This window comes from Mucilaginibacter segetis (assembly GCF_016522075.1).
Taxonomy (GTDB): Bacteria; Bacteroidota; Bacteroidia; order Sphingobacteriales; family Sphingobacteriaceae; genus Mucilaginibacter; species Mucilaginibacter segetis.
The window spans coordinates 615327-636993 of the sequence record NZ_JAEHFW010000001.1 but is presented as its reverse complement, the minus strand read 5'-3'; the positions used below and the strand labels follow the sequence as shown (position 1 = coordinate 636993).

The 21667-nt window shown below is 41.0% G+C and carries 18 protein-coding genes; 7 read left to right on the top strand and 11 right to left on the bottom strand.

The features are described 5' to 3' along the window. Positions 1 to 364: 364 nt before the first annotated feature. The 3 genes from lon (at position 365) to I5M19_RS03015 (ending at position 4603) form a co-directional block, all read left to right on the top strand. Positions 365 to 2845: an endopeptidase La gene (gene lon / locus I5M19_RS03025; protein WP_200063888.1), complete on the top strand. Its 2481-nt coding sequence runs from the start codon at positions 365 to 367 to the stop codon at positions 2843 to 2845. Between the two features lie 159 nt (positions 2846 to 3004). After that, positions 3005 to 3586: a hypothetical protein gene (locus tag I5M19_RS03020; RefSeq protein WP_200063885.1), complete on the top strand. Its 582-nt coding sequence runs from the start codon at positions 3005 to 3007 to the stop codon at positions 3584 to 3586. Positions 3587 to 3646: 60 nt separating this feature from the next. Beyond that, positions 3647 to 4603: a lipid A deacylase LpxR family protein gene (locus I5M19_RS03015; protein ID WP_200063883.1), complete on the top strand. Its 957-nt coding sequence runs from the start codon at positions 3647 to 3649 to the stop codon at positions 4601 to 4603. Here I5M19_RS03015 and arfB read toward each other — a convergent pair. Next, positions 4596 to 5009 (bottom strand): alternative ribosome rescue aminoacyl-tRNA hydrolase ArfB, encoded by a 414-nt coding sequence (gene arfB / locus I5M19_RS03010; RefSeq protein ID WP_200063881.1) that lies wholly within the window; start codon positions 5007 to 5009, stop codon positions 4596 to 4598. The two genes, I5M19_RS03015 and arfB, sit on opposite strands and share 8 nt — an antisense overlap. A gap of 63 nt (positions 5010 to 5072) precedes the next feature. Between arfB and cmk the strand changes: the two genes are divergently transcribed. Continuing rightward, positions 5073 to 5750 (top strand): (d)CMP kinase, encoded by a 678-nt coding sequence (cmk, locus tag I5M19_RS03005; protein WP_200063879.1) that lies wholly within the window; start codon positions 5073 to 5075, stop codon positions 5748 to 5750. A gap of 27 nt (positions 5751 to 5777) precedes the next feature. Here cmk and I5M19_RS03000 read toward each other — a convergent pair whose 3' ends face one another. After that, positions 5778 to 6233, bottom strand: coding sequence for a deoxycytidylate deaminase (locus I5M19_RS03000; protein ID WP_200063877.1), 456 nt, complete (start codon positions 6231 to 6233; stop codon positions 5778 to 5780). 83 nt (positions 6234 to 6316) lie between these two features. Continuing rightward, positions 6317 to 7930, bottom strand: a complete 1614-nt coding sequence (locus I5M19_RS02995) for an MFS transporter (RefSeq protein ID WP_200063875.1) — start codon at positions 7928 to 7930, stop codon at positions 6317 to 6319. Positions 7931 to 8113: 183 nt separating this feature from the next. Between I5M19_RS02995 and I5M19_RS02990 the strand changes: the two genes are divergently transcribed. Continuing rightward, positions 8114 to 8767 (top strand): LysE family translocator, encoded by a 654-nt coding sequence (locus I5M19_RS02990; RefSeq protein WP_200063873.1) that lies wholly within the window; start codon positions 8114 to 8116, stop codon positions 8765 to 8767. A 66-nt stretch (positions 8768 to 8833) separates the two neighbouring features. Then, complete coding sequence (locus I5M19_RS02985) at positions 8834 to 9139, top strand: hypothetical protein (RefSeq protein WP_200063871.1); 306 nt, start codon at positions 8834 to 8836, stop codon at positions 9137 to 9139. A 209-nt stretch (positions 9140 to 9348) separates the two neighbouring features. Here I5M19_RS02985 and I5M19_RS02980 read toward each other — a convergent pair whose 3' ends face one another. After that, the gene (locus I5M19_RS02980; protein ID WP_200063869.1) at positions 9349 to 11256 is read right to left on the bottom strand and encodes an amidophosphoribosyltransferase; all 1908 of its coding nucleotides are present in this window, start codon (positions 11254 to 11256) and stop codon (positions 9349 to 9351) included. Positions 11257 to 11383: 127 nt separating this feature from the next. Between I5M19_RS02980 and I5M19_RS02975 the strand changes: the two genes are divergently transcribed. Next, on the top strand, positions 11384 to 12250 hold the full coding sequence (locus I5M19_RS02975; RefSeq protein WP_200063867.1) for a sugar phosphate isomerase/epimerase family protein: 867 nt from the start codon (positions 11384 to 11386) through the stop codon (positions 12248 to 12250). A 69-nt stretch (positions 12251 to 12319) separates the two neighbouring features. On the opposite strand, the gene I5M19_RS02970 is transcribed toward I5M19_RS02975, so the two are convergent. The 7 genes from I5M19_RS02970 to I5M19_RS02940 all read right to left on the bottom strand — a co-directional run bounded on the left by I5M19_RS02970 (position 12320) and on the right by I5M19_RS02940 (position 21666). Beyond that, entirely contained in the window at positions 12320 to 13627 is a 1308-nt protein-coding gene (locus I5M19_RS02970; RefSeq protein ID WP_200063865.1) for an ammonium transporter, read from the bottom strand. A gap of 83 nt (positions 13628 to 13710) precedes the next feature. Beyond that, positions 13711 to 15210: an NADH-quinone oxidoreductase subunit N gene (locus I5M19_RS02965; protein WP_200063863.1), complete on the bottom strand. Its 1500-nt coding sequence runs from the start codon at positions 15208 to 15210 to the stop codon at positions 13711 to 13713. A gap of 6 nt (positions 15211 to 15216) precedes the next feature. Next, on the bottom strand, positions 15217 to 17076 hold the full coding sequence (locus tag I5M19_RS02960) for a DUF4139 domain-containing protein (RefSeq protein WP_200063861.1): 1860 nt from the start codon (positions 17074 to 17076) through the stop codon (positions 15217 to 15219). Positions 17077 to 17147: 71 nt separating this feature from the next. Next, a complete protein-coding gene (locus tag I5M19_RS02955) occupies positions 17148 to 18752 on the bottom strand; it encodes a complex I subunit 4 family protein (RefSeq protein WP_200063859.1) in 1605 nt (534 codons plus the stop codon). Next, a complete protein-coding gene (locus tag I5M19_RS02950; RefSeq protein WP_200063857.1) occupies positions 18752 to 20818 on the bottom strand; it encodes an NADH-quinone oxidoreductase subunit 5 family protein in 2067 nt (688 codons plus the stop codon). The genes I5M19_RS02955 and I5M19_RS02950 overlap by 1 nt, the downstream gene beginning before the upstream one ends. Beyond that, positions 20819 to 21127 (bottom strand): NADH-quinone oxidoreductase subunit NuoK, encoded by a 309-nt coding sequence (gene nuoK / locus I5M19_RS02945; RefSeq protein WP_200063855.1) that lies wholly within the window; start codon positions 21125 to 21127, stop codon positions 20819 to 20821. It abuts the gene before it with no gap. Next, positions 21124 to 21666 (bottom strand): NADH-quinone oxidoreductase subunit J family protein, encoded by a 543-nt coding sequence (locus I5M19_RS02940; protein WP_200063853.1) that lies wholly within the window; start codon positions 21664 to 21666, stop codon positions 21124 to 21126. The genes nuoK and I5M19_RS02940 overlap by 4 nt, the downstream gene beginning before the upstream one ends. Position 21667 lies beyond the last annotated feature (1 nt).

Genomic DNA, 21667 nt, shown 5'->3' with positions numbered 1-21667 from the left:
TTAGAAAATATTATGTCAAATCATTTTTTTATATCCACTTGCGTTTTACCCATCATTATGTGCCGATAATTTTATTCATCCAATTTCAAGAACAACAATGCTATTAATTCCCACCTGACTTTTTTTCCACCCGAGTATAAAATCCGCTTATTTGTTAAAAACATCTTTATTTATTATAAATACTTAATAATCAGTTTTTTGTAAGTGAAAAATATAGAAATATATAAATTATATTTTATTGGCACAGGTCTTGAAACAATATATTTGTATATAATAATATGATTAATTATACTGTATTAATAAGCAATTATTTTACATTGCTGACAATATGGCGTTAATATCCTATATAAAATTTGTGTAATTAATGAGTTACGATCCGTTTGATTTTAAAAATACCTTACCTGCTATAAATGAAGATTCCGAATTTTTCCCACTGATGACATCAGAGGATGAGGAGGAAATGAATAATGAGCAGTTACCCGATATATTACCTATACTGCCGCTTCGTAACACTGTTTTGTTCCCTGGCGTTGTTATACCTATAACCGTAGGGCGCGATAAGTCGATTAAATTGATACGCGATGCTAACAAAGGCAGTCGTTTAATAGGCGTAGTGGCTCAACAAGATGTAAGTATAGAAGACCCTACATTTAATCAGTTGTATAAAGTAGGTACAGTAGCACTGATTATAAAAATGCTGCAAATGCCGGACGGCAATACTACCGTTATATTGCAGGGTAAAAAGCGTGTTTTGTTAAAAGAAGAAGTACAAACAGAGCCTTACATAAAGGCCACACTGGAAACTTTTAAGGAAACCAAATCCAAGGAGGATAAAGAATTCAAGGCGATGGTATCATCCGTTAAGGATATGGCCATGAATATTATTCAACTTTCGCCTAACATTCCGAGCGAAGCAGGCATTGCCATACGTAATATTGAAAGCACATCCTTCCTTATTAATTTCATATCGTCGAATATGAATGCTGATACTGCTGCGAAACAGGCGTTGCTGGAAACATCAAGCCTGCGCGAGCGTATTAATATGGTTTTGGGACATCTTACGCTCGACCTGCAAATGCTGGAACTTAAAAACCAGATACAAACCAAGGTGCGGGTAGATCTTGACAAACAACAGCGTGATTATTTTTTAAATCAACAGCTTAAAACCATACAGGAAGAACTGGGTGGTACCTCCCCTGATCTGGAGATAGAAAATCTGCGTGCCCGTTCGCAAAAAAAGAAATGGTCTAAAGAAGTAAAAAACCATTTTAATAAGGAGCTGGAAAAACTCGCCCGCACTAATCCTGCGGCAGCAGATTATTCGGTGCAGATAAACTATTTAGAGCTCTTACTTGATCTGCCATGGAATGAATTTACTAAGGATAACTTCGACCTTAAACGCGCTCAGAAAGTTCTGGACAAGGATCATTTTGGATTAGACAAGGTAAAACAACGCATAATTGAATACCTGGCGGTGCTTAAACTAAAGCACGATATGAAAGCCCCGATCCTTTGTTTGGTTGGCCCTCCGGGTGTTGGTAAAACATCACTGGGTAAATCAATAGCAAAAGCTTTGGGCCGTAAATATGTACGTATGGCACTGGGAGGTATAAGAGATGAGGCCGAAATTCGCGGACATCGTAAAACGTATATAGGTGCCATGCCCGGGCGCATTATACAGTCTGTGAAAAAGGCCGGAGCAGCCAACCCTGTTTTTATACTTGATGAGATCGATAAGGTAGGTAACGACTTTAGGGGTGACCCGTCATCCGCTTTACTCGAGGTTCTTGATCCCGAACAAAATAATAGTTTCTATGACCATTATGTCGAGATGGATTTCGATCTGTCCAACGTGATGTTTATTGCTACAGCTAACTCCCTTAACAATATTCAGCCTGCTCTGCTTGATCGTATGGAGATCATAGAAGTAAACGGCTATACCATTGAAGAAAAAATTGAAATAGCCAAAAGGCATCTTTTACCTAAACAACGCGAAGCTCACGGACTTACCGCTAAAAATGTGGTAGTTAAAAGTGATGTTCTTGAAAAAATAATAGAAGACTATACCCGCGAATCGGGTGTCCGCTCATTAGAAAAGAAAATAGGTTCGGTTATACGCGGTGTAGCTAAGAACATAGCGCTTGATGAGCCTTATAATGTTTTGGTGAATAAAAAAGAGGTAGAGAAAATTTTAGGTGCGCCTATTTTTGATAAAGATCTTTACGAAAATAACGACACCGCCGGCGTAGTAACCGGCCTTGCCTGGACACAGGTAGGCGGCGACATCCTGTTTATTGAGGCCAGCTTGAGCCCTGGCAACGGTAAACTTACCTTAACAGGTAGCTTGGGTGATGTGATGAAAGAGTCGGTAACTATTGCACTTGCTTATCTTAGGGCACACGCTTCCACGTTTAACATTAATCCTAAATTATTTGAGCAGTGGGATGTGCATGTGCACGTACCGGCGGGCGCTACTCCAAAAGACGGGCCTTCTGCAGGTGTAACTATGCTTACGGCATTGGTTTCGGCATTTACACAACGCAAAGTAAAACCGCATTTAGCCATGACAGGAGAAATAACCCTGCGAGGTCGTGTGTTGCCTGTTGGCGGAATTAAGGAAAAGATATTAGCTGCCAAAAGGGCCAATATAAAAGAGATTATTCTGTGCAGATCCAACCAGAAAGATATATTGGAGATTAAGGAAGATTACATTAAGCAACTGAATTTCCATTATGTTACTGATATGAGCGCTGTGGTGAATCTTGCGCTACTTGACGAAAAGGTGAGCAACCCACTCGACCTTACTGTTAGGGAAAAGGAACCCCCTAAACCGGAATCAAATTAAATAGCGTCAACAAAAATAATAAATCAAAGCAGGAGAAATTTACTCCTGCTTTTTTGTTGCATTATACTTCCGGTTGCCGTAACTATAGCAAATAAATATTTAATAAAATCGGGTATTCAGGTAAATCTGTTTATCTTCATAAGTTACTAATTAATTTTTATGACAATTAAGATTTTACCTATTGCACTTATTTTCGCCCTTACTACAGCAACGTATGTAAAGGCGCAGAAGATCTCACCTTCTCAATCTGATTCGATCCCAAACCCTTACGTTAACAAAAAAGCGCAGACGGTATTTTTTGAATTGTTGGGGCCGGGCGCACTTTACTCCTTGAATTATGACACCCGTTTTAATAAGCGTCAGGATGGTTTAGGGGGCCGTGTTGGCATCAGCTATTATGCTGATTCAGGCGATAACCTTTTCACTATTCCTGTTGTACTTAATTATTTGTTAGGTAAAAATGGTAAATATTTTGAGGTGGGAATCGGAGCAACCTATTATATCGAAAACCACGTTAGTACACCTTTTTTCGGTGATAATTACGAATATACTACCGATACCAATGGCAATTATTATTATAACCGGTCAAATAACAGCGGTGTCCTGGGCACACTAAATTTTGGGTATCGGTATCAGCCGGCAGATGGTGGCTTCGCTTTTCGGGCCGGGGTGAGCCCCATTTTTAATACACATGGCTTTGCTCCTTACTGGCCATATATAAGTTTTGGTTACGCATTTTAAACAGGTTATTGAATTTAAAGGCTGATTTTTTATACTTTAGCCGAACCTTTTAATATCCTGATGAAAATTAAATTATTGATGTTATGCCTGTTTATTGCAGGTGCTGTACAGGCGCAATCACATACTGATGAACTTGGCATACAAGCTGATAACGATTCGTTTTTAGCACAAGGATCAGACAGATATTATACTAACGGAATTTTTATTTATTACCGCCATGCGCTTGATGTGGGTAAGAATGGGAACACCAGTTTACTTAACAAGGTACTCGGATTTGAAGCCGGCCAAAAAATATATAATGCGCAGTCTGGCAACATCCCCTCTTTAAACTACCTGGACAGGCCATTTGCCGGGTATCTGTATATTGGCTCCTCATTGAACCTGTTATACAATAATGAGAGCAGTTTAAAGCTGGGTGCTAAAATTGGCGTAGTAGGGCCGGCTGCAGGTGGTGAGCCTGTACAGAACTTTATACATGATACTTTTGGCTTTTATAATCTTAACGGCTGGCAATACCAGGTGCGTAATGATGTGGAATTAAATTTGAGTGCTGATTATACTAAATTAATAAGTCGTGAAGCGTGGGCAGATATAAGTGTTAACGCTTATGGTAATTTAGGGAATGGTTTTACCGGTGCCGGAATTGGGCCTTTGTTACGACTGGGTAATTTTAACCAGTTCTTCCGTTCAGTTAGCACACAAAGCACAGCCATCAAAAACGATAATATCGCTCCCTTACACCCCCGCGAATTGTTTTTTTATTATAAACCATTGATCAACCTTGTTGCTTACGATGCTACCGTGCAGGGGAATCTTTTCAAAAGCCATCCTGAACCTAATACGCAGGAAGTTACCGGAGAGATAAATCCGCTTGTTTTCAGTCAGCAGGTGGGGGTAAGTTATGCCGGCAGTCGTTTTATATTCGACTTATCAGCTGTATTTGATACTAAGGAAGTAAAAGGGATGGCCAAACGTCACCAATGGGGTTCTGCTACTGTGCTTTACCGTTTTAATTAGTATCAAAATTTCTTTTACGGCTTTCTTTTTTGGTGGCCTGCATTTTTTTATTGTTTAAACGCGCCAGCTTAGCTGCTTTACTCACCTTTTTCACCTTACGCACCTTGGGCTTAATAAGCGCATTATCAAGCAGTATCATGAGGCGCTCCAAAGCTATCTCTTTATTAAGGTACTGGCTTCGCTCCTCATCACATATCACTTGCACTAATCCGTCCTTATTAAAACGATTTTGCAACTTAGCATTAAGCAGTTCTTTCTCTTCTTCGGTAAATAAATCTGAGGATTTTACTAAAAACAGTAGTTCTACTTTAGTTGACACCTTATTTACATTTTGCCCTCCTTTACCACCACTTCGTGATGTTTTAAATAACACCTCTTTTTGCAGGTCGGCTTTATTAATATTCATGCAGCAAAAGTAAATCAAATTAGCTGTTATAAGAATACTGCATTTTTGTATCTTCGTTTCCCGATGAGCAACAATATCGTAGTAGCCATAGATGGCTATTCTTCCTGCGGAAAAAGCACCCTGGCTAAAGCATTGGCAAAAGAACTTCACTTTATTTATGTTGACAGCGGCGCGATGTACCGTGCAGTAGCCTTATACTTTTTAAGGAACAACATTGATATGCAAAATCATAAGCAAGTTGCCCAAGCCCTTAAAAATATCCATCTTAATTTTCACTCGCGCGATTATCAAACACACATTACACTTAATGATGAAGAGGTATCCGATGAAATACGCCTGATGCCCGTTTCCGAAAAAGTAAGCACGGTTGCAGCGATACGTGAGGTACGCGTAGAGATGGTAAAACAGCAACAGCGTTTAGGCAAATCAAAAAGTATTGTGATGGATGGGCGTGATATTGGTACGGTTGTTTTCCCGGATGCACAGGTAAAACTATTTATGACCGCCGACCCTAAGATACGTGCAGAAAGACGCTATAAAGAACTCTTACCTAAAAATCCGGATATAACTTTGGAAGAAGTATTTGATAACCTTGCTCACCGCGATTATCAGGATACAACCCGTGAAGAGAGTCCGCTTGTACGAGCAGAGGACGCTATTATTTTAGACAACACTGATCTTACGCCTAAAGAACAATTATTGTTTGCTCTGAGTAAGATAGAACCCTTTATGAAAAGCTGATGCTGCGTGTGATTGCCAAGTCGATTATCAGCTATTTACCTTAACCGCATTCACACCAAAGCGGTTAAGGAAATCAACTCCCTCATCGCTGGGCAAGCCCTTATACTCCGCATACGATTTATCAAAATAAACCTGTTTAATACCTGCCGAAAAAATAAGCCGTGCACAAGGTAAACATGGCGAAAGTGTAGTGTATAGCGTAGCTCCCTGCAAATTGGCGCCATTTTTTACAGCGTATAGTATAGCGTTTTCTTCGGCGTGCAAGGCAAGGGAGCAACTGCCTTTAGAATCGCGTGCACAGCCGGATTCCGGCCATTCCTCATCACAATTATGGGTGCCCGCCGGGGGACCGTTATACCCTACCGAAATAATGCGGGTATCCTTTGCTAAAACCGCGCCTACATGCGCTTTTACACAATGCGACCGCTTAGCCAGATCGGTGGCCAGATTCATAAAAATAGTATCAAAAGAGGGCTTATCCATATTTTAATCGCGAGCTTAAATAAAAGGAGGTTAGTTAACCAAGCTAACTAACCTCTTTTTTTAGTAAAATGACAGGGGGATAATTAGTGACCGCCGCCTGCTTCTACTTTATCAATATCAATACCTTGTTTCTTTAATTCAGCACCGGCTTTCCAGGCAAAAAATGCAAGGTAAGCAAAGCCAACAACCGGCACTATATAAGATAGGTGAATACCACTGGTATCTGCAAGGATACCCTGTACCGGCGGAATAATAGAGCCACCTAATATCATCATAATTAAAAATGCCGAACCCTGGCTGGTGTATTTACCCAAACCGGTAACAGACAGGGAGAAGATAGACGGCCACATAATAGAGCAGCATAAGCCACCACTAATGAATGCATAAATAGCTACCATTCCGGTAGTCATTAAACCTATCACCATAAATATTACACCCAATACGCCAAATAAAGCAAGCGTACGTACAGGCTTTTGATTACCAATAATAAACCCTACAACTAATACCGCAACACATACTGCGTATACATAAAGATTACTTACATCGCTATTTATACCATTAACCAGTAATACTACACCAAAAGCCACAAACGGGACTACAATGGTTAAAAGCAACTTCATCGATTTTGAGAGGTTAAACGCACCGATAGCACCTGTCCAACGGCCTATCATTAAGCTACCCCAATACAAAGAGATGAACGGTGCAATTTGCGAAGCAGTGTATCCGCCAAAATCTTTAGTTTCCAGCAAAGCTCCCATATTACTTTGTATGGTAACCTCGGTTCCTACATAAGTAAATATTGCAAGCATACCATAAACCAGCTGTGGGTATTGCATAGCACCCCAGCCCGATTTGTTTTTTGTTGATGCCGAAGCAAAAACAGAACCTACCAGTGACAAAAGGATAATGAGTAATGCAGCATATACAAAAATTGATTTGGCAAGACCTGTAGATGTGCTAAGCGGTCCTGAAGCCAGGATCATCAAAAATGCGATAAAGATGATGAAAAGCGGGGTATTAGCTTTATTACTGGTTTCAATTTTTTCATCACTGGTAACTTTAGGCATTTTTGACACCCAAAAAAAGATAGCTACAGCTAAAAATAAGCCTGCTAAAATATAATACAGGTTATTTACTGAGGATATTTTCACATCAGCTGCAGGTATAGCGGCCGATGCAGAACCAAATAACACAAAACTTACAATAACAGGCCCCATTATGCTACCAAAGTTATTAACCCCACCTGCAAAGTTTAAGCGGTGTGATCCGGTTTCCGGACTGCCCAGTGCAACCACGAAAGGATTAGCCGCCGTTTGCTGTAAAGAAAAACCTAATGCTATTATGAAAAAGGTAGCCAATATAAATGCGAAGGACCCGGAACCTATTGCGGGTACCATAATAAGCGCACCTATTGCTGATATAACTAACCCGAGTATAATACCATTTTTATAACCTATTTTGTTAAGTATATCAACCTTAGAAGCTGCAGAAGCAAAATAAAGTATCAATGAGCCAATAAAATAACCACCGTAAAAAGTGAAGTCGATTAATTGTGATTCAAATTGAGTTAAGCTAAAATGTGCTTTACAAAAAGGTATAAAAATTCCGTTCGAGGCAGCTAAAAAGCCCCAAAAGAAAAACACGGTTACCAATGTGTATAATGCGGATCCATTACTTTTTGAATTATTTTGTTCCATTAGTTTTATAGGTTATTACTCAGGTTTGTTTAAAGCACTAAACTTAAATTAAATTTTATAATTATGCCCATAATTTTTTTAAATTATAAATTACAATTTCACTTTTTGTGTGTTTAACAGATAAAAATCGCATATTAGTCGTGATTTTACCCTCATAGCAGGATTAAACATAAGCCTAACTTAATGATAGAAGCCATTATTTCGGGAATAGGATTTGGATTAGTGCTCACGTTTATAACAGGTCCCGTTTTTTTCGCGTTAATCAAAACAAGTATTGAAAAAGGCTTTCATGCAGGTATAGCCCTTGCCCTTGGTGTAGTAACCAGCGATATGGTTTTTGTAGGAGCCATACTATTTGGTTCGCAATACTTTGATGTTACCAACAGTGATAAAACCATAGCAGGTATAATTGGCAGTATTATACTTTTTACAATTGGAGTTTATTACATCTTTAAAAAAGCCGATGTTGATTATAAGAATATAGAACCTAAAAAGATTAACCATGCAGGGTATTTCTTAAAGGGCTTTGTAATGTGCATTTTTAACCCCACAGTGCTCTTCCATTGGACGGTAGTTATCGGCGCTGCCAGTACGGTTTATCACGCTGGCGTACACAATCGTTCGCTTAAAATTGCCATTATGTTTTTAACTATACTTATTGTGCAATTCGGGCTGGATACCACCAAAGCTTTTTATGCCAACAAACTCCGTGATCATATATCGGTAAAGTTTGTACACCGCCTTAATGAAATTGCAGGTATCGCGCTTATTATCGCGTCACTTATACTGGTAGACAGGCTGGTTACTCATTTTATTTTCTCTGCACCTTCCGGCTGATCTGTAATCATTTTTTATTAACTCAGAATCCTTTTTCCTAATTTTAACTAATCAATTGATAAACTGATGGAAAGTATTTTCAACGAAGCTGATAATAAAAAATTGATTGATCGTATTAACCGATTAACTCCAGCCAGCCGTGCACTATGGGGAAAAATGAATGTATCGCAAATGCTGGCTCATAGCCAGATGCCCGTTAAAATAGCTTTCGAAGAAATACAACTCAAAGGCGGATTAATGGGTTTACTGTTTGGCAAAATGGCTAAAAAGAAACTAACCAGGGATGATGCACCATTGGAAAAAATCTGCCAACCTTTAAAGAAGCCAAAATTGAGGACGGACAAGATTTTGAATTGGAAAAAGAAAAACTGATAGCAGCTACTAAACGTCTGGCTATTGCGGGGCCTGCAGGTATCACCAAAAAACCACATCCTTTTTTGGAGCATTAACCATTGTTGAATGGGACAAATTACTCTACAAACACCTGGACCACCATTTAAGGCAGTTTGGTGTTTAGCGGAAACGTTTGCAATATATCGTAAATCAGAGATGATCTATCTGAAAATCATTAAGATTCATTCCTACATATAACCGCGTTGGTTCTTTCCTTCCATCCAATTGGCAAAGGCACGGTTAACTACCTTGTTACCGCCCGGAGTCGGGAAATCACCTGAAAAATACCAATCGCCGGTATGATTAGGGCAGGCTTTATGTAAATTATCAAGCGTTTGGTAAATCACCTGTACCTCACAGTTAATATTTTTTGGAGTAATGATCTTAGCTATCCGGTCGGATATTTCCTGATCAGTAAATGATTCATAAATGGCTTTCACGTAGTTCTCCACCTCCTCTTTAGGTAACTCGGCGCTATCCTTACACTTTTGGTAAACCTCCAGGATAACATTATCCTTACCCGCTTCCTTCAGCAAACTTACAGCGGCTTCAAAGGCCACAAACTCACCCATGCGTGACATGTCTATACCGTAACAATCCGGGTAGCGTATTTGTGGAGCAGATGATACTACTACAACCTTCTTAGGCCCTAAGCGATCAAGTATTTTTAATATACTTTGCTTCAAAGTAGTACCTCGTACAATAGAGTCGTCCAATACCACTAATGTATCTGTTCCGTTTTTAATAAGGCCGTAAGTTGTATCGTACACGTGAGCTACCATCTCGCTGCGGTCAGCATCCTGTGTAATAAAAGTGCGGAGTTTAACATCCTTTATTGCTATCTTTTCTACACGCGGAGCCATACAAAGCACCTCGGTCAGCTCCTCTTCACTTATTTTATCCTCACGGTTAAGCAGCCTATCTCGCTGGTATTTTTTAATATACTTGTGTACACCCTCTACCATGCCATAAAAAGCTACCTCTGCAGTATTGGGGATGTAAGAGAATACGGTATTTTTTATATCATTATTAACCGCATTCAAAATTTGCGGGCAAAGCAGGCGGCCCAATTGTTTACGTTCGCGGTAAATATCAGCATCACTTCCACGAGAAAAATAGATACGCTCAAAAGAACATGATTTTTTTTCTAACGGCTCGCTAAACATATCTTCGCTGATAGACCCGTTCTTTTTAACTATAAGCGCATGACCGGGTTGAATTTCCCTGATCTCAGCCATAGGAATATTAAAGGCGGTTTGGATAGCTGGGCGTTCAGATGCGGCAACCACTATTTCATCATTATAATAATAATACGCCGGCCGTATTCCTACCGGATCGCGCATTACAAATGCATCACCATGCCCTAATATTCCTGCAATGGTGTAACCCCCATCCCAGTTCTTTGCACTTTTTCTCAGTATCTTCCCAAGGTCCATATCGTTGGCTATCATTCTGCTGATCTCCATGTTATCGTTAACCCCTTCGCGTTTATACTGATCAAACAAACCCTGATTTTCGGTATCAATGAAATGCCCTATTTTCTCGAGCACGGTAACGGTATCGGCTTTCTCTTTAGGGTGCTGACCCAGATCATAAAGTTGCTGCAGCAATTCGTCAACATTGGTCATGTTAAAGTTACCTGCAATAACAAGGTTACGGGTCATCCAGTTATTTTGCCTTAAAAACGGATGGCAGCTTTCAATACTGTTTTTGCCGTGTGTGCCATAGCGCAGGTGGCCCAGCAGAACCTCGCCGGTAAAGCTAACGTTCTCTTTAAGCCATTTGGCATCAGCCATTTTATCGGGCATTTCCTTTTGTATTTCCGCAAACTTTTTCTGGATATATTCAAATATATCAGCAACAGCGTTTGATGCCATTGAACGGTGCCTGCTAATGTAACGCTTGCCTGGTTCAATATCCAGTTTAATGGTAGCAACACCTGCGCCATCCTGGCCGCGGTTATGCTGTTTCTCCATTAAAAGGTAAAGTTTGTTTAAACCGTACAGCGCGGTGCCGTACTTTTTCTGATAAAAGGAAAGTGGCTTTAAAAGGCGGATAAATGCCACACCGCATTCATGCTTAATCTGATCGCTCATGATTTGTAATGAGCACGCAAAGTTATAACTAAATATTAAATCTCTAAATTAACAATGTCATTATAATGCATTAATATTCACATTTAAAACATTGTGTTAACTTTGACTACGTTAACCAATTTTAACTATGAAAAAATTAACAGTCCCTTTATGTTTACTTGCCGTTTTGGCAATGGCCGATTGCACAAGTGAGAAACAAAAACCACTTTTTGAAGCACCTTTAGGTGTGCAGGCATATACCTATCGTGCCAGTTTTCCTAATAGCGTATCTGCCACGCTAGATACCGTAAAGAATTTGGGTATAACCGAAATGGAGGGGCCAAACCCTAAAAATATTAGCCCCGAAGAGTTTAAAAAAATGCTGGATGAACGGCATATCACCATGCCCTCTATCGGAATAGATTACAACGCAATAGTTACCAACCCCGACTCGGCTATACATCTCGCTAAAACCTTTGGTTCCGATTATATTATGGTAGCCTGGATTCCCCACGGTGATACCTTTACTATTGACGATGCCAAAAAAGCCGTTACTGATTTTAACCGGGTAGGCAAAATATTAAAAGATAGTGGCATAATTTTTTGTTACCACAACCATGGTTACGAGTTCGGCAAATATGGCAACGGCACTTTGTTTGACTATATAGCCGAAAATACGGACCCTGAAAATGTTTCTTTTGAGCTGGATATGTTGTGGGCCTTCCATGGAGGTGCCGATCCGGCAAAACTATTATATAAATACAAAGATCGTTTTAAACTGATGCACCTTAAGGATATACGCAAAGGCGTGGCCAACGACCTTACCGGGGCGACGCCAATTGTTAACGATGTAGCCCTTGGGACCGGCCAAATAAATGTACCCGAGGTGTTAGAGGCCGCTAAAGTAATTGGTATAAAACATTATTTTATAGAGGACGAAAGTCCTAACCACGCGGAACAGATACCCGAAACCATAAAATATATTAAAGGCCTGAAACAACCCGAAACGAGATAATAAAAAAGGGGGCGTACCAATTGCACGTCCCTTTTTTTATGTAATTACAATTATCGATCAGACTATCTTCTATAATTTTTCCCCGTGCTGAGTAACATCTAAACCAACCAATTCATCCTCTCGGCTTACCCTTAAAGGTGATATCATATCGGTAATTTTTAATAACAGTAATGACCCAAAGAAAGAAAATATTGATGTAGCTACCAATGCCAGCAATTGTATAAAGAACAAATGCGTATGCCCAAAGAATAAACCATCCCCAGTAGTATTAGCAGGATTTACGTTTTGGTTGGCAAATACACCGGTTAACAGCATACCAACCATGCCCCCTACGCCATGACATGGAAAAACATCCAGTGTATCATCAATTGAAGTGCGTGTACGCCACTCAACCACCAAATTACTCACAACCGCCGATATGATACCTATTGCCATGGAGTGTGGCACCGTTACAAAGCCGGCTGCCGGGGTTATAGCTACCAATCCCACAACGGCGCCTATACAGGTACCCATAGCTGAAGGTTTACGACCGCGCAACATGTCAAAAAATATCCATGTAATGCCTGCAGCCGCTGATGCTGTAGTACTCGTAGCTAAAGCCGTTACCGCTAAATGATTGGCACCAAAGGCCGAACCTGCATTAAACCCGAACCAGCCAAACCACAACAATCCGGTACCTATAATAACATAGGTGATACGTGCCGGAGAATGGCTGGCCTCATTACGTTTTTTTAGATAAATAGCTGATGCCAAAGCCGCCCACCCGGCAGACATGTGCACAACAGTGCCTCCTGCAAAATCAAGCACGCCTAATTTAGCTAATACACCATCAGGATGCCAGGTGGAATGTGCTAACGGGGAAAATATAAATATAGAAAACAGGCATAAGAATATAATATAAGAATTAAAGCGGATACGTTCTGCAAAGGCTCCTGTAATTAGCGCAGGTGTTATAATAGCGAACTTTAGCTGATACATGGCAAATAGTAACAACGGAATAGTCGGTGCCATTTTCCATGTAGCATTACCCAGCATGCCCTTCATCATAAAAAAAGTTGCCGGATTACCTATAACGCCATGAAAACTATCACCGAAAGCAAGGCTAAATCCAAATATGCCCCACATTACTGTAATAATAACCATACAAACTACGCTTTGCAGCATAGTTGATATTACATTTTTCTTATTCACCATACCACCGTAGAAAAATGCCAGTCCGGGTGTCATGATGAGAACTAATGCCGTAGACATTAGCATCCACGCCGTATCCCCGGTGTCAAAATGCCCGGTTATAGTTTTGTCAAAATCAACAGAAGGAAACAGAAAGGTAAGTAGTAATATTACAAGAATGATAAAAAAGGGGATATATCTTTTCATTAAATTTAATAACAGGTCATATAAATTGGCTGAATTTATACTTTTTTATACAAACTGTAATCAAAATTGTAAAAAAAAATGTTTTACATGAATTTTAACAATGCATCAGGGAAAATACCAAATACTATAAGGCCAATTGCTATAAGTACAGATAATATTACCAGTTTAACAGAACGCTTGTTTTCGCTCAATAGCAATTCCGAGCGGCGCAGGAAAAGATTTAACGGTATTTTAATATAATAAAATAAAGACACTACGGTTGTTAACGCTCCTGTAGCCATAAGCGCCATTAGCCAAACATCATGCGTTTGCTGATAAACACTATAAACAGCAGAAAAAACGAATACTTTTCCTGTAAATCCTGCACTTACAGGTATGCCCGTTAAAGAGATAAGCACTAACACAAAACATACAGAAGCCAGCGGATATTTAAAGCCCAAACCTTTATACTTGCGCATATCGGTAATACCCTCGGCATTTTCAAAATAATTAGCCAGTGCAAGCGCAGCTATATTGGCCAAACCATACATCAGCAGATAATAGGTTAATGCCGACATGCCCTGTTGGGTAAACGTAACCAGCGACATAAGCGCAAAACCTGTGTGCCCTATGCCTGAATAAGCCAGCATACGCTTTACATTGTTTTGCCATACTGCCGCAAAGTTTCCGGCAATCATCGTAATTATGGCTATAGCTGATAATACCACCCGGAAGTCAAAAGCATGCCAGCCGGTGTTTAAACCAAAGGGGGCTATAAAATTAAACAGCAGTGCAAAGCCAGCTATTTTTGGCAGGGTAGAAAGATATGCGGTTACCGGTGTGGCGGCGCCTTCATAAACATCGGGCACCCAAAAATGTACCGGCACAAATGACAATTTAAACCCTATCCCGGTTAATACCAGCGCCAAAGCAAACGAAACACTTAAAGGGTTAACCCGAACCAATTGTGCAATAGCAGCATTCTCAAACAAATTGAGTGAGCCTGTAAATCCATATAATAGCGATATACCATACAGCATTACTGCCGAAGATGCCGCGCCGAACAATACATATTTTAGGCCCGCCTCTGTACTAAAGGCGTTAACTGAGCGATAAGCCACCAGCAGATACGAGGCTATAGATACCATCTCGATAGCGAGGTAAACAGCAAGCAGGTTAACACCCATTATCATAAGGTGTAAGCCCAGTATAGAACCAATAACGATGGTGTACAGATCAGACAACCCCTTTATATGCGCCTTAAGGCGATTATCCCATGCAAAATAGAGCAACAGTATAAAACTGAGCACATCCACAATAAGCTTAAAGATTATGCTGTTACGATGCAGTACAAGCATATTGCTGAATAAAAAATGACCGCCGTTAAGTATCAATTCAAACTGTTGCAGATCTTTAAAAATCACAACGAGTATACCGGCACAAGCTACGGTACGGCAAAGCCCGGCGCTGGTTTTACCAAAAAGCAGATCTATTACCAGTATCAATATAAACAGTATCGTCAGATAAATTTCGGGCATAAAGTAAGGGATACTGCCTAAAACATCATTTAACTGGCTGGATATATTGGGTAACAGATACTGCATAGTTTACTATTGTACGATAACTGATTTATCTTTAGGGTACTTTACCTGATATTTTAACCTTAGTTGTTTTTCGTCCTGCGGTTGCAAGGCTAAGTTCCAGGATAAGGCCCCGATAAGTTTATTTACCTCGGCTCCGCTGGTTTCCTGCACATCTACATCAATATCCGAGCTTTGCGAAACCGGAACCTGATCCTCAACCAATAAATTCACAGGCTGATTTTTACGGTTCTTAACGGTGATCAGCCAATCGCGTGTTTCCTTTTTGTTGGATCCAAAGTATTGTTTGCCGTTCATTTCCTTTTGCAATGTGCGGGTAACCACAATATTCTTATCAGTGCCCAAAGATAAGTTTAAAGTATCGGCTGTAGCATGAGTATCTAATAATGATTTACCGATAAACGTTCCCTCGAAAAACAAATTAGCCTCTCCTGATAAAAAGTTATACTTGTTCCAATCCGTGATCCGGGCAGTTAAAAATACATCGCTACTCAATTTAGGGGCTACATAATACTGGTAGGTAGCGTCGGTTTTCACCTCATTTATTTCTACAAGATATTGCTTACCGTCGCTTGGTATGGTGTACGGGTTATCTATATTAAACTCAACATTGGTTTGGTTTTCGGTTTGATTTACGGCGACAGGAATGGTGGCAACAGAATAAGAGCTGTTTCCCCTTATTTGTACCCCTGCTACTTTACCACTTAAAGCAGAATTGGTCTCATACCCAACAACTACTACATCATTAAGCTGCTGTGCACTTGGTTTAAGCGCTACATCTATATCAGCAGAAGTTACGGGGCGTTGTGTGCTTTCATAACCTATAAAAGCGTACTCCAATGTGGGTGAGTTACCGGGAACTTGTAAAGAATAGTTTCCGCCTGCATCAGTAACTGTACCAATAGATGTACCTAACACCTTAACCGTAACGCCGGGTAACATACTCCCATCGCTTTGGTCAACTACCCTGCCTGTAACCTTGGTTATATTACCGGCAGGTGGGGCGTAATACATATTCAGGCTCAAAAAGTTGGGCGTAAGTTGCGGCTTGCTGCCGCTAACCGTAGGGTTACCGGTTGACAGGGTGAGCTTAATGTTTTTCCATTCCTCGCCGCTATGCTGGCTAACATTAGCTTTGTAAGATATAGTTACCGGGCTGTTCACATCTTTGGCCCTAATATCGTAAGTGGGGTACCAACCGGCGTTATCCACCACATATGTTAAGGTAAATACAGATTGCAGCACCGCTTTAGAAGATACCGTCACTAATATATTGCTGGTTGCGGTAGTACTGCCTTTAGTAATATCGGCTATTTGTTTATCGTATTTTTGCAGTTCGGTATTCAGATAGGCTATTTCATTATTTACAGCCTGTTGTTTCTTTTTTAGTTCAGTAAGACGTTCTGTCTGGAAATCGAGCGCTTGTTTCAGCTTTACCAAATCAAGGCCGCTTTGCCCCGCGATCATCTGGTTTTTAGTAAGCATGGTTGCCTCCTCTTCATAAATATTGAGCATACTGGTTTGCAGGGCAATTTTATCACGCAGTACTTTTTGCTGTGCCTGTAACTCCTGCACTTGTTTTTGTTTAAGCTGTTCGTTAAGGTAATTCATTTCGTGCTTAACCGACAGTATAGTAAACTCACCGGCAGCCTTTACCTGTATACTTTGTACATCAATATCCGGCGATATATTCTCAAATATGAGCGTTGACGTGCCGGAACCGATATTAACGGCAGCAGTACGTGTAATCTGCGCTCCGGTTAAAAACACGGTAACTTTTTGAACTTTAGAGGCGATTTTTTGTCCGTCGTCGGCATGGGTAGCTGTTGCATAAATAAACAGGGCAGCAATAAATAGTATTCTTTTCATAACCATTATTTTTGTTTACCTGTATGATGCTGCAACGTGCACGTTTCCATAAACTATTTTAAATAATGTGTTTATTTTATCTGCAAAAACTCTACTAAGGCTAAAACGGAATCATTTATCTTGGCAAAAACCAAGGATGGCATAAGCCCCAGCGCAAGTGCCATTAAAGCTAAAGGTAAGAGAGTAAGCGTTTCACGGGTGTTAAGATCTGTCAAAGCGTTCTTCCATATATCGCCGCCTTTCAGAGCTATCTTGCCAAAAAACATTCGCTGTAAGGTCCATAACAAATAAGCCGCACTAAGCAATATGCCTACCGAGCCGCAAACCGCCATCCAGTAAGGCAGCAGCCCGTTAACAGAATGCGATTTAAAAGCCCCCGCCAGTGAGAAAGCCTCTGCGATAAATGCAGAAAACCCGGGCAACCCGAGTGATGCAAAAAACGCTATCATTATATACACTGTATATTTAGGCATCAGTGTACCCAGGCCGCGGAAGTTGTAAATATCCCGGTTGTGTACCCGGTTGTAAACCACGCCCACCAAAAAGAACAACATGGTTGATAAAAAACCGTGGCTCACCATTTGCATTACCGCGCCGCTAACGCCCTCTGCGGTTTGCGAAGCAAGTCCCAATAAAACAAATCCCATATGCGATACGGATGAATAGGCGATCATGCGTTTAAGATCGCGCTGAGCAAGGGCATTGAAAGCACCATACAATATGGAGATAACACCGAGCAGTCCAAGCCAAAACGCGCCGGAATGGGCTACATCCGGGAACAAGCTCATGCAAATACGGATAATACCATATCCACCTATTTTTAATAACACACCTGCCAGTATTATAGATACCGGGGTTGGTGCCTCTACGTGGGCATCAGGCAGCCAGGTGTGTAATGGCACTACCGGTACTTTTATAGCAAAAGCGATAAACAGTACCACAAAACCAACTGTACGCGCAGGCATCCCTAGCAAAGTTGCGTTACTTAATACCGAAAATACGGAACCTTGTATGTAGTTGGCCTGATCCATCATATAGATCATGTTAAAGGTATGGTTGCCCGTAACCGGGTCTTTCACCGAAAGGTAAAGTCCCACCATTACCAGCAACATAAACACCGAGCCAAATAACGTATATAAAAAGAATTTTATAGCTGCATACTCTCTGCGTGCACCTCCCCACATCCCGATCAGGAAGTAAAGCGGCAATAGCATCAGTTCATAAAAGGTATAAAATAAAAAGAAATCGAGTGCGCAAAACACACCAATAACGGCCATATCCAGCAACAAAAACAGCGCGAAAAATCCTTTAAGGTTACCCTTTATTTCCCACGAGGCAACGGCTGCTATTACCATAACCAGACAGGTCATTACCAGCAGGGTAACGGATATGCCATCTATCCCTACAAAATAATCTATCTGCATACTGCCCGCACTTCCCAGATCCAGATGAATCCAAGGGAGTTTTTGCACGAATTGAAACTCATCTACAAAGTTGATGCCCGCGTTGGTTGGTCCGGTTTTAAAGTTGAGGTATATCCAGATGCTTATACCCAGCTGCAGCAATGTGGCTATCAGCGTAATATATTTAAAACTTGCCCGCCATGACGATGGCAGCAACAGGATGATGAATCCAAACAATATGGGAGCAAATATGAGCAGCGTTAATATGTTCATCAGGTCCAGATCAATATTTTTAAAATAAACACAACAATAAGCGCCAGCAACATGCTGTAAAGATAATATTGCACCTTGCCACGCTGAAAACGCCGGGCAAAATCACCTATACCCTGCACAACAGCGGCCAATAAGTTCAGTAATCCGTCGATGATATAGTGGTCAAACCAGGCTGCCATTTTTGAAAAGGCAATACCAATGGATTGGATCAGATTCACCAAACCGTCAACTACTTTAATGTCAAACCAATATAAAGTATCGCTTAATATAAGCACAAATTTCACAATCACCCGGTTATAAAACTTATCGATATACCACTCGTTGCACGACATACGAAACAAAAAACCCGTTTGCGGCACCGACCATGTATTTCGTTTTACATACAGCATCCAGGCGCCATACATCACCCCTATACTCAGCACGTTTACCAAAGCGGGGATAATGGTGTGATACATATTGCTGCGCACTAAGAAGTTGATCTGAAAAAAGCCATGAAATAACCAGGCATCCTCATATAACAGCGGATTAAGCGAAAACAGCGGGAACAGACAGCAAACCGCCAGCAATATTAACGGCAGTTTATACTGCCAACTGCCATCACCTATGTGTATTTTTATATGAGGATTCATTTTTTGCAGCCTGAATTCGCCAAAGAATACCTTGATAATGAGCCTTGATACATAAAAAGCCGTGAGCCAGGTATTAAGTAATCCAAAAGTGGGCACCAGTTTAAAAAATATATTGCGCCCCTCTGACCATTCGAAAGATTGAATAAGGATACCATCTTTTGACAAATATCCCGACGTTAGGGGCAAGCCGATAAGTGCCAGCCCGCCAATGATTGCTGCAATAAAAGTAAGCGGCAGCTTTTTACGCAAGCCGCCCAGGTGCAATATATTTTGCGGGTCAATGTCGAGGTTGTTATCGTCCTTAATATGTTTTACCTGGTGGATAACAATCCCGGCTACTAAAAACAACAGGCACTTAAAAAAAGCATGTGTTGCCAAATGAAATAGTGAGGAAGCATAAGCACCCACGCCCATAGCCATCACCATAAATCCTAATTGCGATATAGTAGAATAAGCCAAAATACGCTTCAGATCATTTTGGGTGAGGGCTATAGTTGCCGCCATAAAAGCGGTAAAGCACCCCACAAAAGCCAATATGGTAAGTTCTGTTTCGGTAAATAAAGCATATGCCCTGCCTAACAAAAATACGCCGGCAGCAACCATGGTAGCCGCGTGTATAAGTGCCGATACGGATGTTGGACCTTCCATAGCATCTGGCAGCCAGGTATGCAGCGGAAACTGAGCCGATTTTGCCGCAACCGCTAAAAATATCCCGCCAAACGCAACATATTGCCAAACTGCAGGAATGTGCCCAACCGGGCCAACCCATTCGCCATGAGTAATAACAGAGCGGACAATAAGGCCGTCGCTGCCGAACAGTGCGGCGATATCAAATGTATGATATTGTGTAAACAGGATAATAATGGCGGTAAGCAAACCTATATCCCCTATCCTGTTCATAATGAAGGCTTTTTTGTTGGCTATAACGGCGCTGTCGCGCGTGAACCAAAAACCAATGAGCAGGTATGACGAAAAACCCACCAACTCCCAGAATGCATAAAAAAGCATCAGATTATCAACCACCACTAAAGCCAGCATACTAAAGCAAAAGAAACTGAGATAGCGGAAATAATGCCCGTAGCCTTCATCATCGTTCATATAGGCGGTGGAATAAATATGTACCGGCAGCGCGATGACGGACACCAGTGCTAACAGCAGCACTGAAAGATTGTTAAGCAATACACCCGCATACAGTTTGGTAGTACCTATGGTAAACCACAGATACTGCACATGCATAACCTGCTTATCCCACACTTTAAAAAAAACGGTAATACCCAGTACAGCACTCGCTAAAATGGCCAAAGTAGATACCCATCCCGTGGCTTTGCTTTTGCCCAATACCAAAAAGTTAATCACAAAGGCAGCAAAAGGCAACAACACTGCTATTAAAGCGAGCGTTACGGTTTGAGCGTCGGTATGTGATAACGGTTGATTCAATTACTGATCTTTTAACTGATTAATTTCATCGGGGTTTATAGTTTTATAGCGGCGGTATACATTTAATATAATGGCTAATGCCACAGCCGTAGTTGCCGCAGCTAATACTATCGCAAACAGCGCGAACATTTGTCCGCCGTTGTTTACCCTGTCATAACGGCTAAAGGCTACCATATTAAGTATAGCGGCGTTCAGCATTAATTCAATACCCAGTAAAACCTGAATGGCATTCTTTTTTGATACGATGATGAACAGCCCTATGCAAAACAGTCCCGCGCTCACAACCATAAAATGCGTAAGTGTTATCATACCTTTTCCTCCTTACGTGCCAGATGAGCCGCACCTACCAGCGCAAGCATCAGTAAAACCGAGATAACTTCAAAAGGCAGCAGATACCTCGTCATTAAATTGATGCCGATGTTGTTCACCATTGATTCATTAACGGGGATAATATTATGGCCGGACTTTGCATCCTGTATCCATTGTAAACCGGGAGCATTGGCTTTAAGTATTATATTAAGCATCACCACTAAAAATAAACCGGCAAGTATAAAGGCAGGAAAATTTTTCAGGCTGATGAATTTACTTTTTTGCTGGTCTAACGCGGCCAGTGCCTGCTTGCCCGATAGCATAAACGCGAATAAGATCAACACCAAAATACCACCTACATAAATAACCACCTGCGTAACGGCCACAAAATCGGCAAGGGCCAGTACATACAGACCGGCAAGCCCAAACAAGGTAATAAAGAACATGAATATACTGCGCACCAGGTTTTTGCCCGCCGCGACTATAAATGCGGAACCGAGCGTAACAAAACTCATCACATAAAACATTACCTGCACCATA

Excerpts from the sequence above, each read along its gene's own strand:
- lon (WP_200063888.1), top strand. The coding sequence starts at position 365 with ATGAGTTACGATCCGTTTGATTTTAAAAATACCTTACCTGCTATAAAT.
- I5M19_RS03020 (WP_200063885.1), top strand. The coding sequence starts at position 3,005 with ATGACAATTAAGATTTTACCTATTGCACTTATTTTCGCCCTTACTACA.
- I5M19_RS03015 (WP_200063883.1), top strand. The coding sequence starts at position 3,647 with ATGAAAATTAAATTATTGATGTTATGCCTGTTTATTGCAGGTGCTGTA.
- arfB (WP_200063881.1), bottom strand. The coding sequence starts at position 5,009 with ATGAATATTAATAAAGCCGACCTGCAAAAAGAGGTGTTATTTAAAACA.
- cmk (WP_200063879.1), top strand. The coding sequence starts at position 5,073 with ATGAGCAACAATATCGTAGTAGCCATAGATGGCTATTCTTCCTGCGGA.
- I5M19_RS03000 (WP_200063877.1), bottom strand. The coding sequence starts at position 6,233 with ATGGATAAGCCCTCTTTTGATACTATTTTTATGAATCTGGCCACCGAT.
- I5M19_RS02995 (WP_200063875.1), bottom strand. The coding sequence starts at position 7,930 with ATGGAACAAAATAATTCAAAAAGTAATGGATCCGCATTATACACATTG.
- I5M19_RS02990 (WP_200063873.1), top strand. The coding sequence starts at position 8,114 with ATGATAGAAGCCATTATTTCGGGAATAGGATTTGGATTAGTGCTCACG.
- I5M19_RS02985 (WP_200063871.1), top strand. The coding sequence starts at position 8,834 with ATGGAAAGTATTTTCAACGAAGCTGATAATAAAAAATTGATTGATCGT.
- I5M19_RS02980 (WP_200063869.1), bottom strand. The coding sequence starts at position 11,256 with ATGAGCGATCAGATTAAGCATGAATGCGGTGTGGCATTTATCCGCCTT.
- I5M19_RS02975 (WP_200063867.1), top strand. The coding sequence starts at position 11,384 with ATGAAAAAATTAACAGTCCCTTTATGTTTACTTGCCGTTTTGGCAATG.
- I5M19_RS02970 (WP_200063865.1), bottom strand. The coding sequence starts at position 13,627 with ATGAAAAGATATATCCCCTTTTTTATCATTCTTGTAATATTACTACTT.
- I5M19_RS02965 (WP_200063863.1), bottom strand. The coding sequence starts at position 15,210 with ATGCAGTATCTGTTACCCAATATATCCAGCCAGTTAAATGATGTTTTA.
- I5M19_RS02960 (WP_200063861.1), bottom strand. The coding sequence starts at position 17,076 with ATGAAAAGAATACTATTTATTGCTGCCCTGTTTATTTATGCAACAGCT.
- I5M19_RS02955 (WP_200063859.1), bottom strand. The coding sequence starts at position 18,752 with ATGAACATATTAACGCTGCTCATATTTGCTCCCATATTGTTTGGATTC.
- nuoK (WP_200063855.1), bottom strand. The coding sequence starts at position 21,127 with ATGATAACACTTACGCATTTTATGGTTGTGAGCGCGGGACTGTTTTGC.
- I5M19_RS02940 (WP_200063853.1), bottom strand. The coding sequence starts at position 21,666 with ATGGTGCAGGTAATGTTTTATGTGATGAGTTTTGTTACGCTCGGTTCC.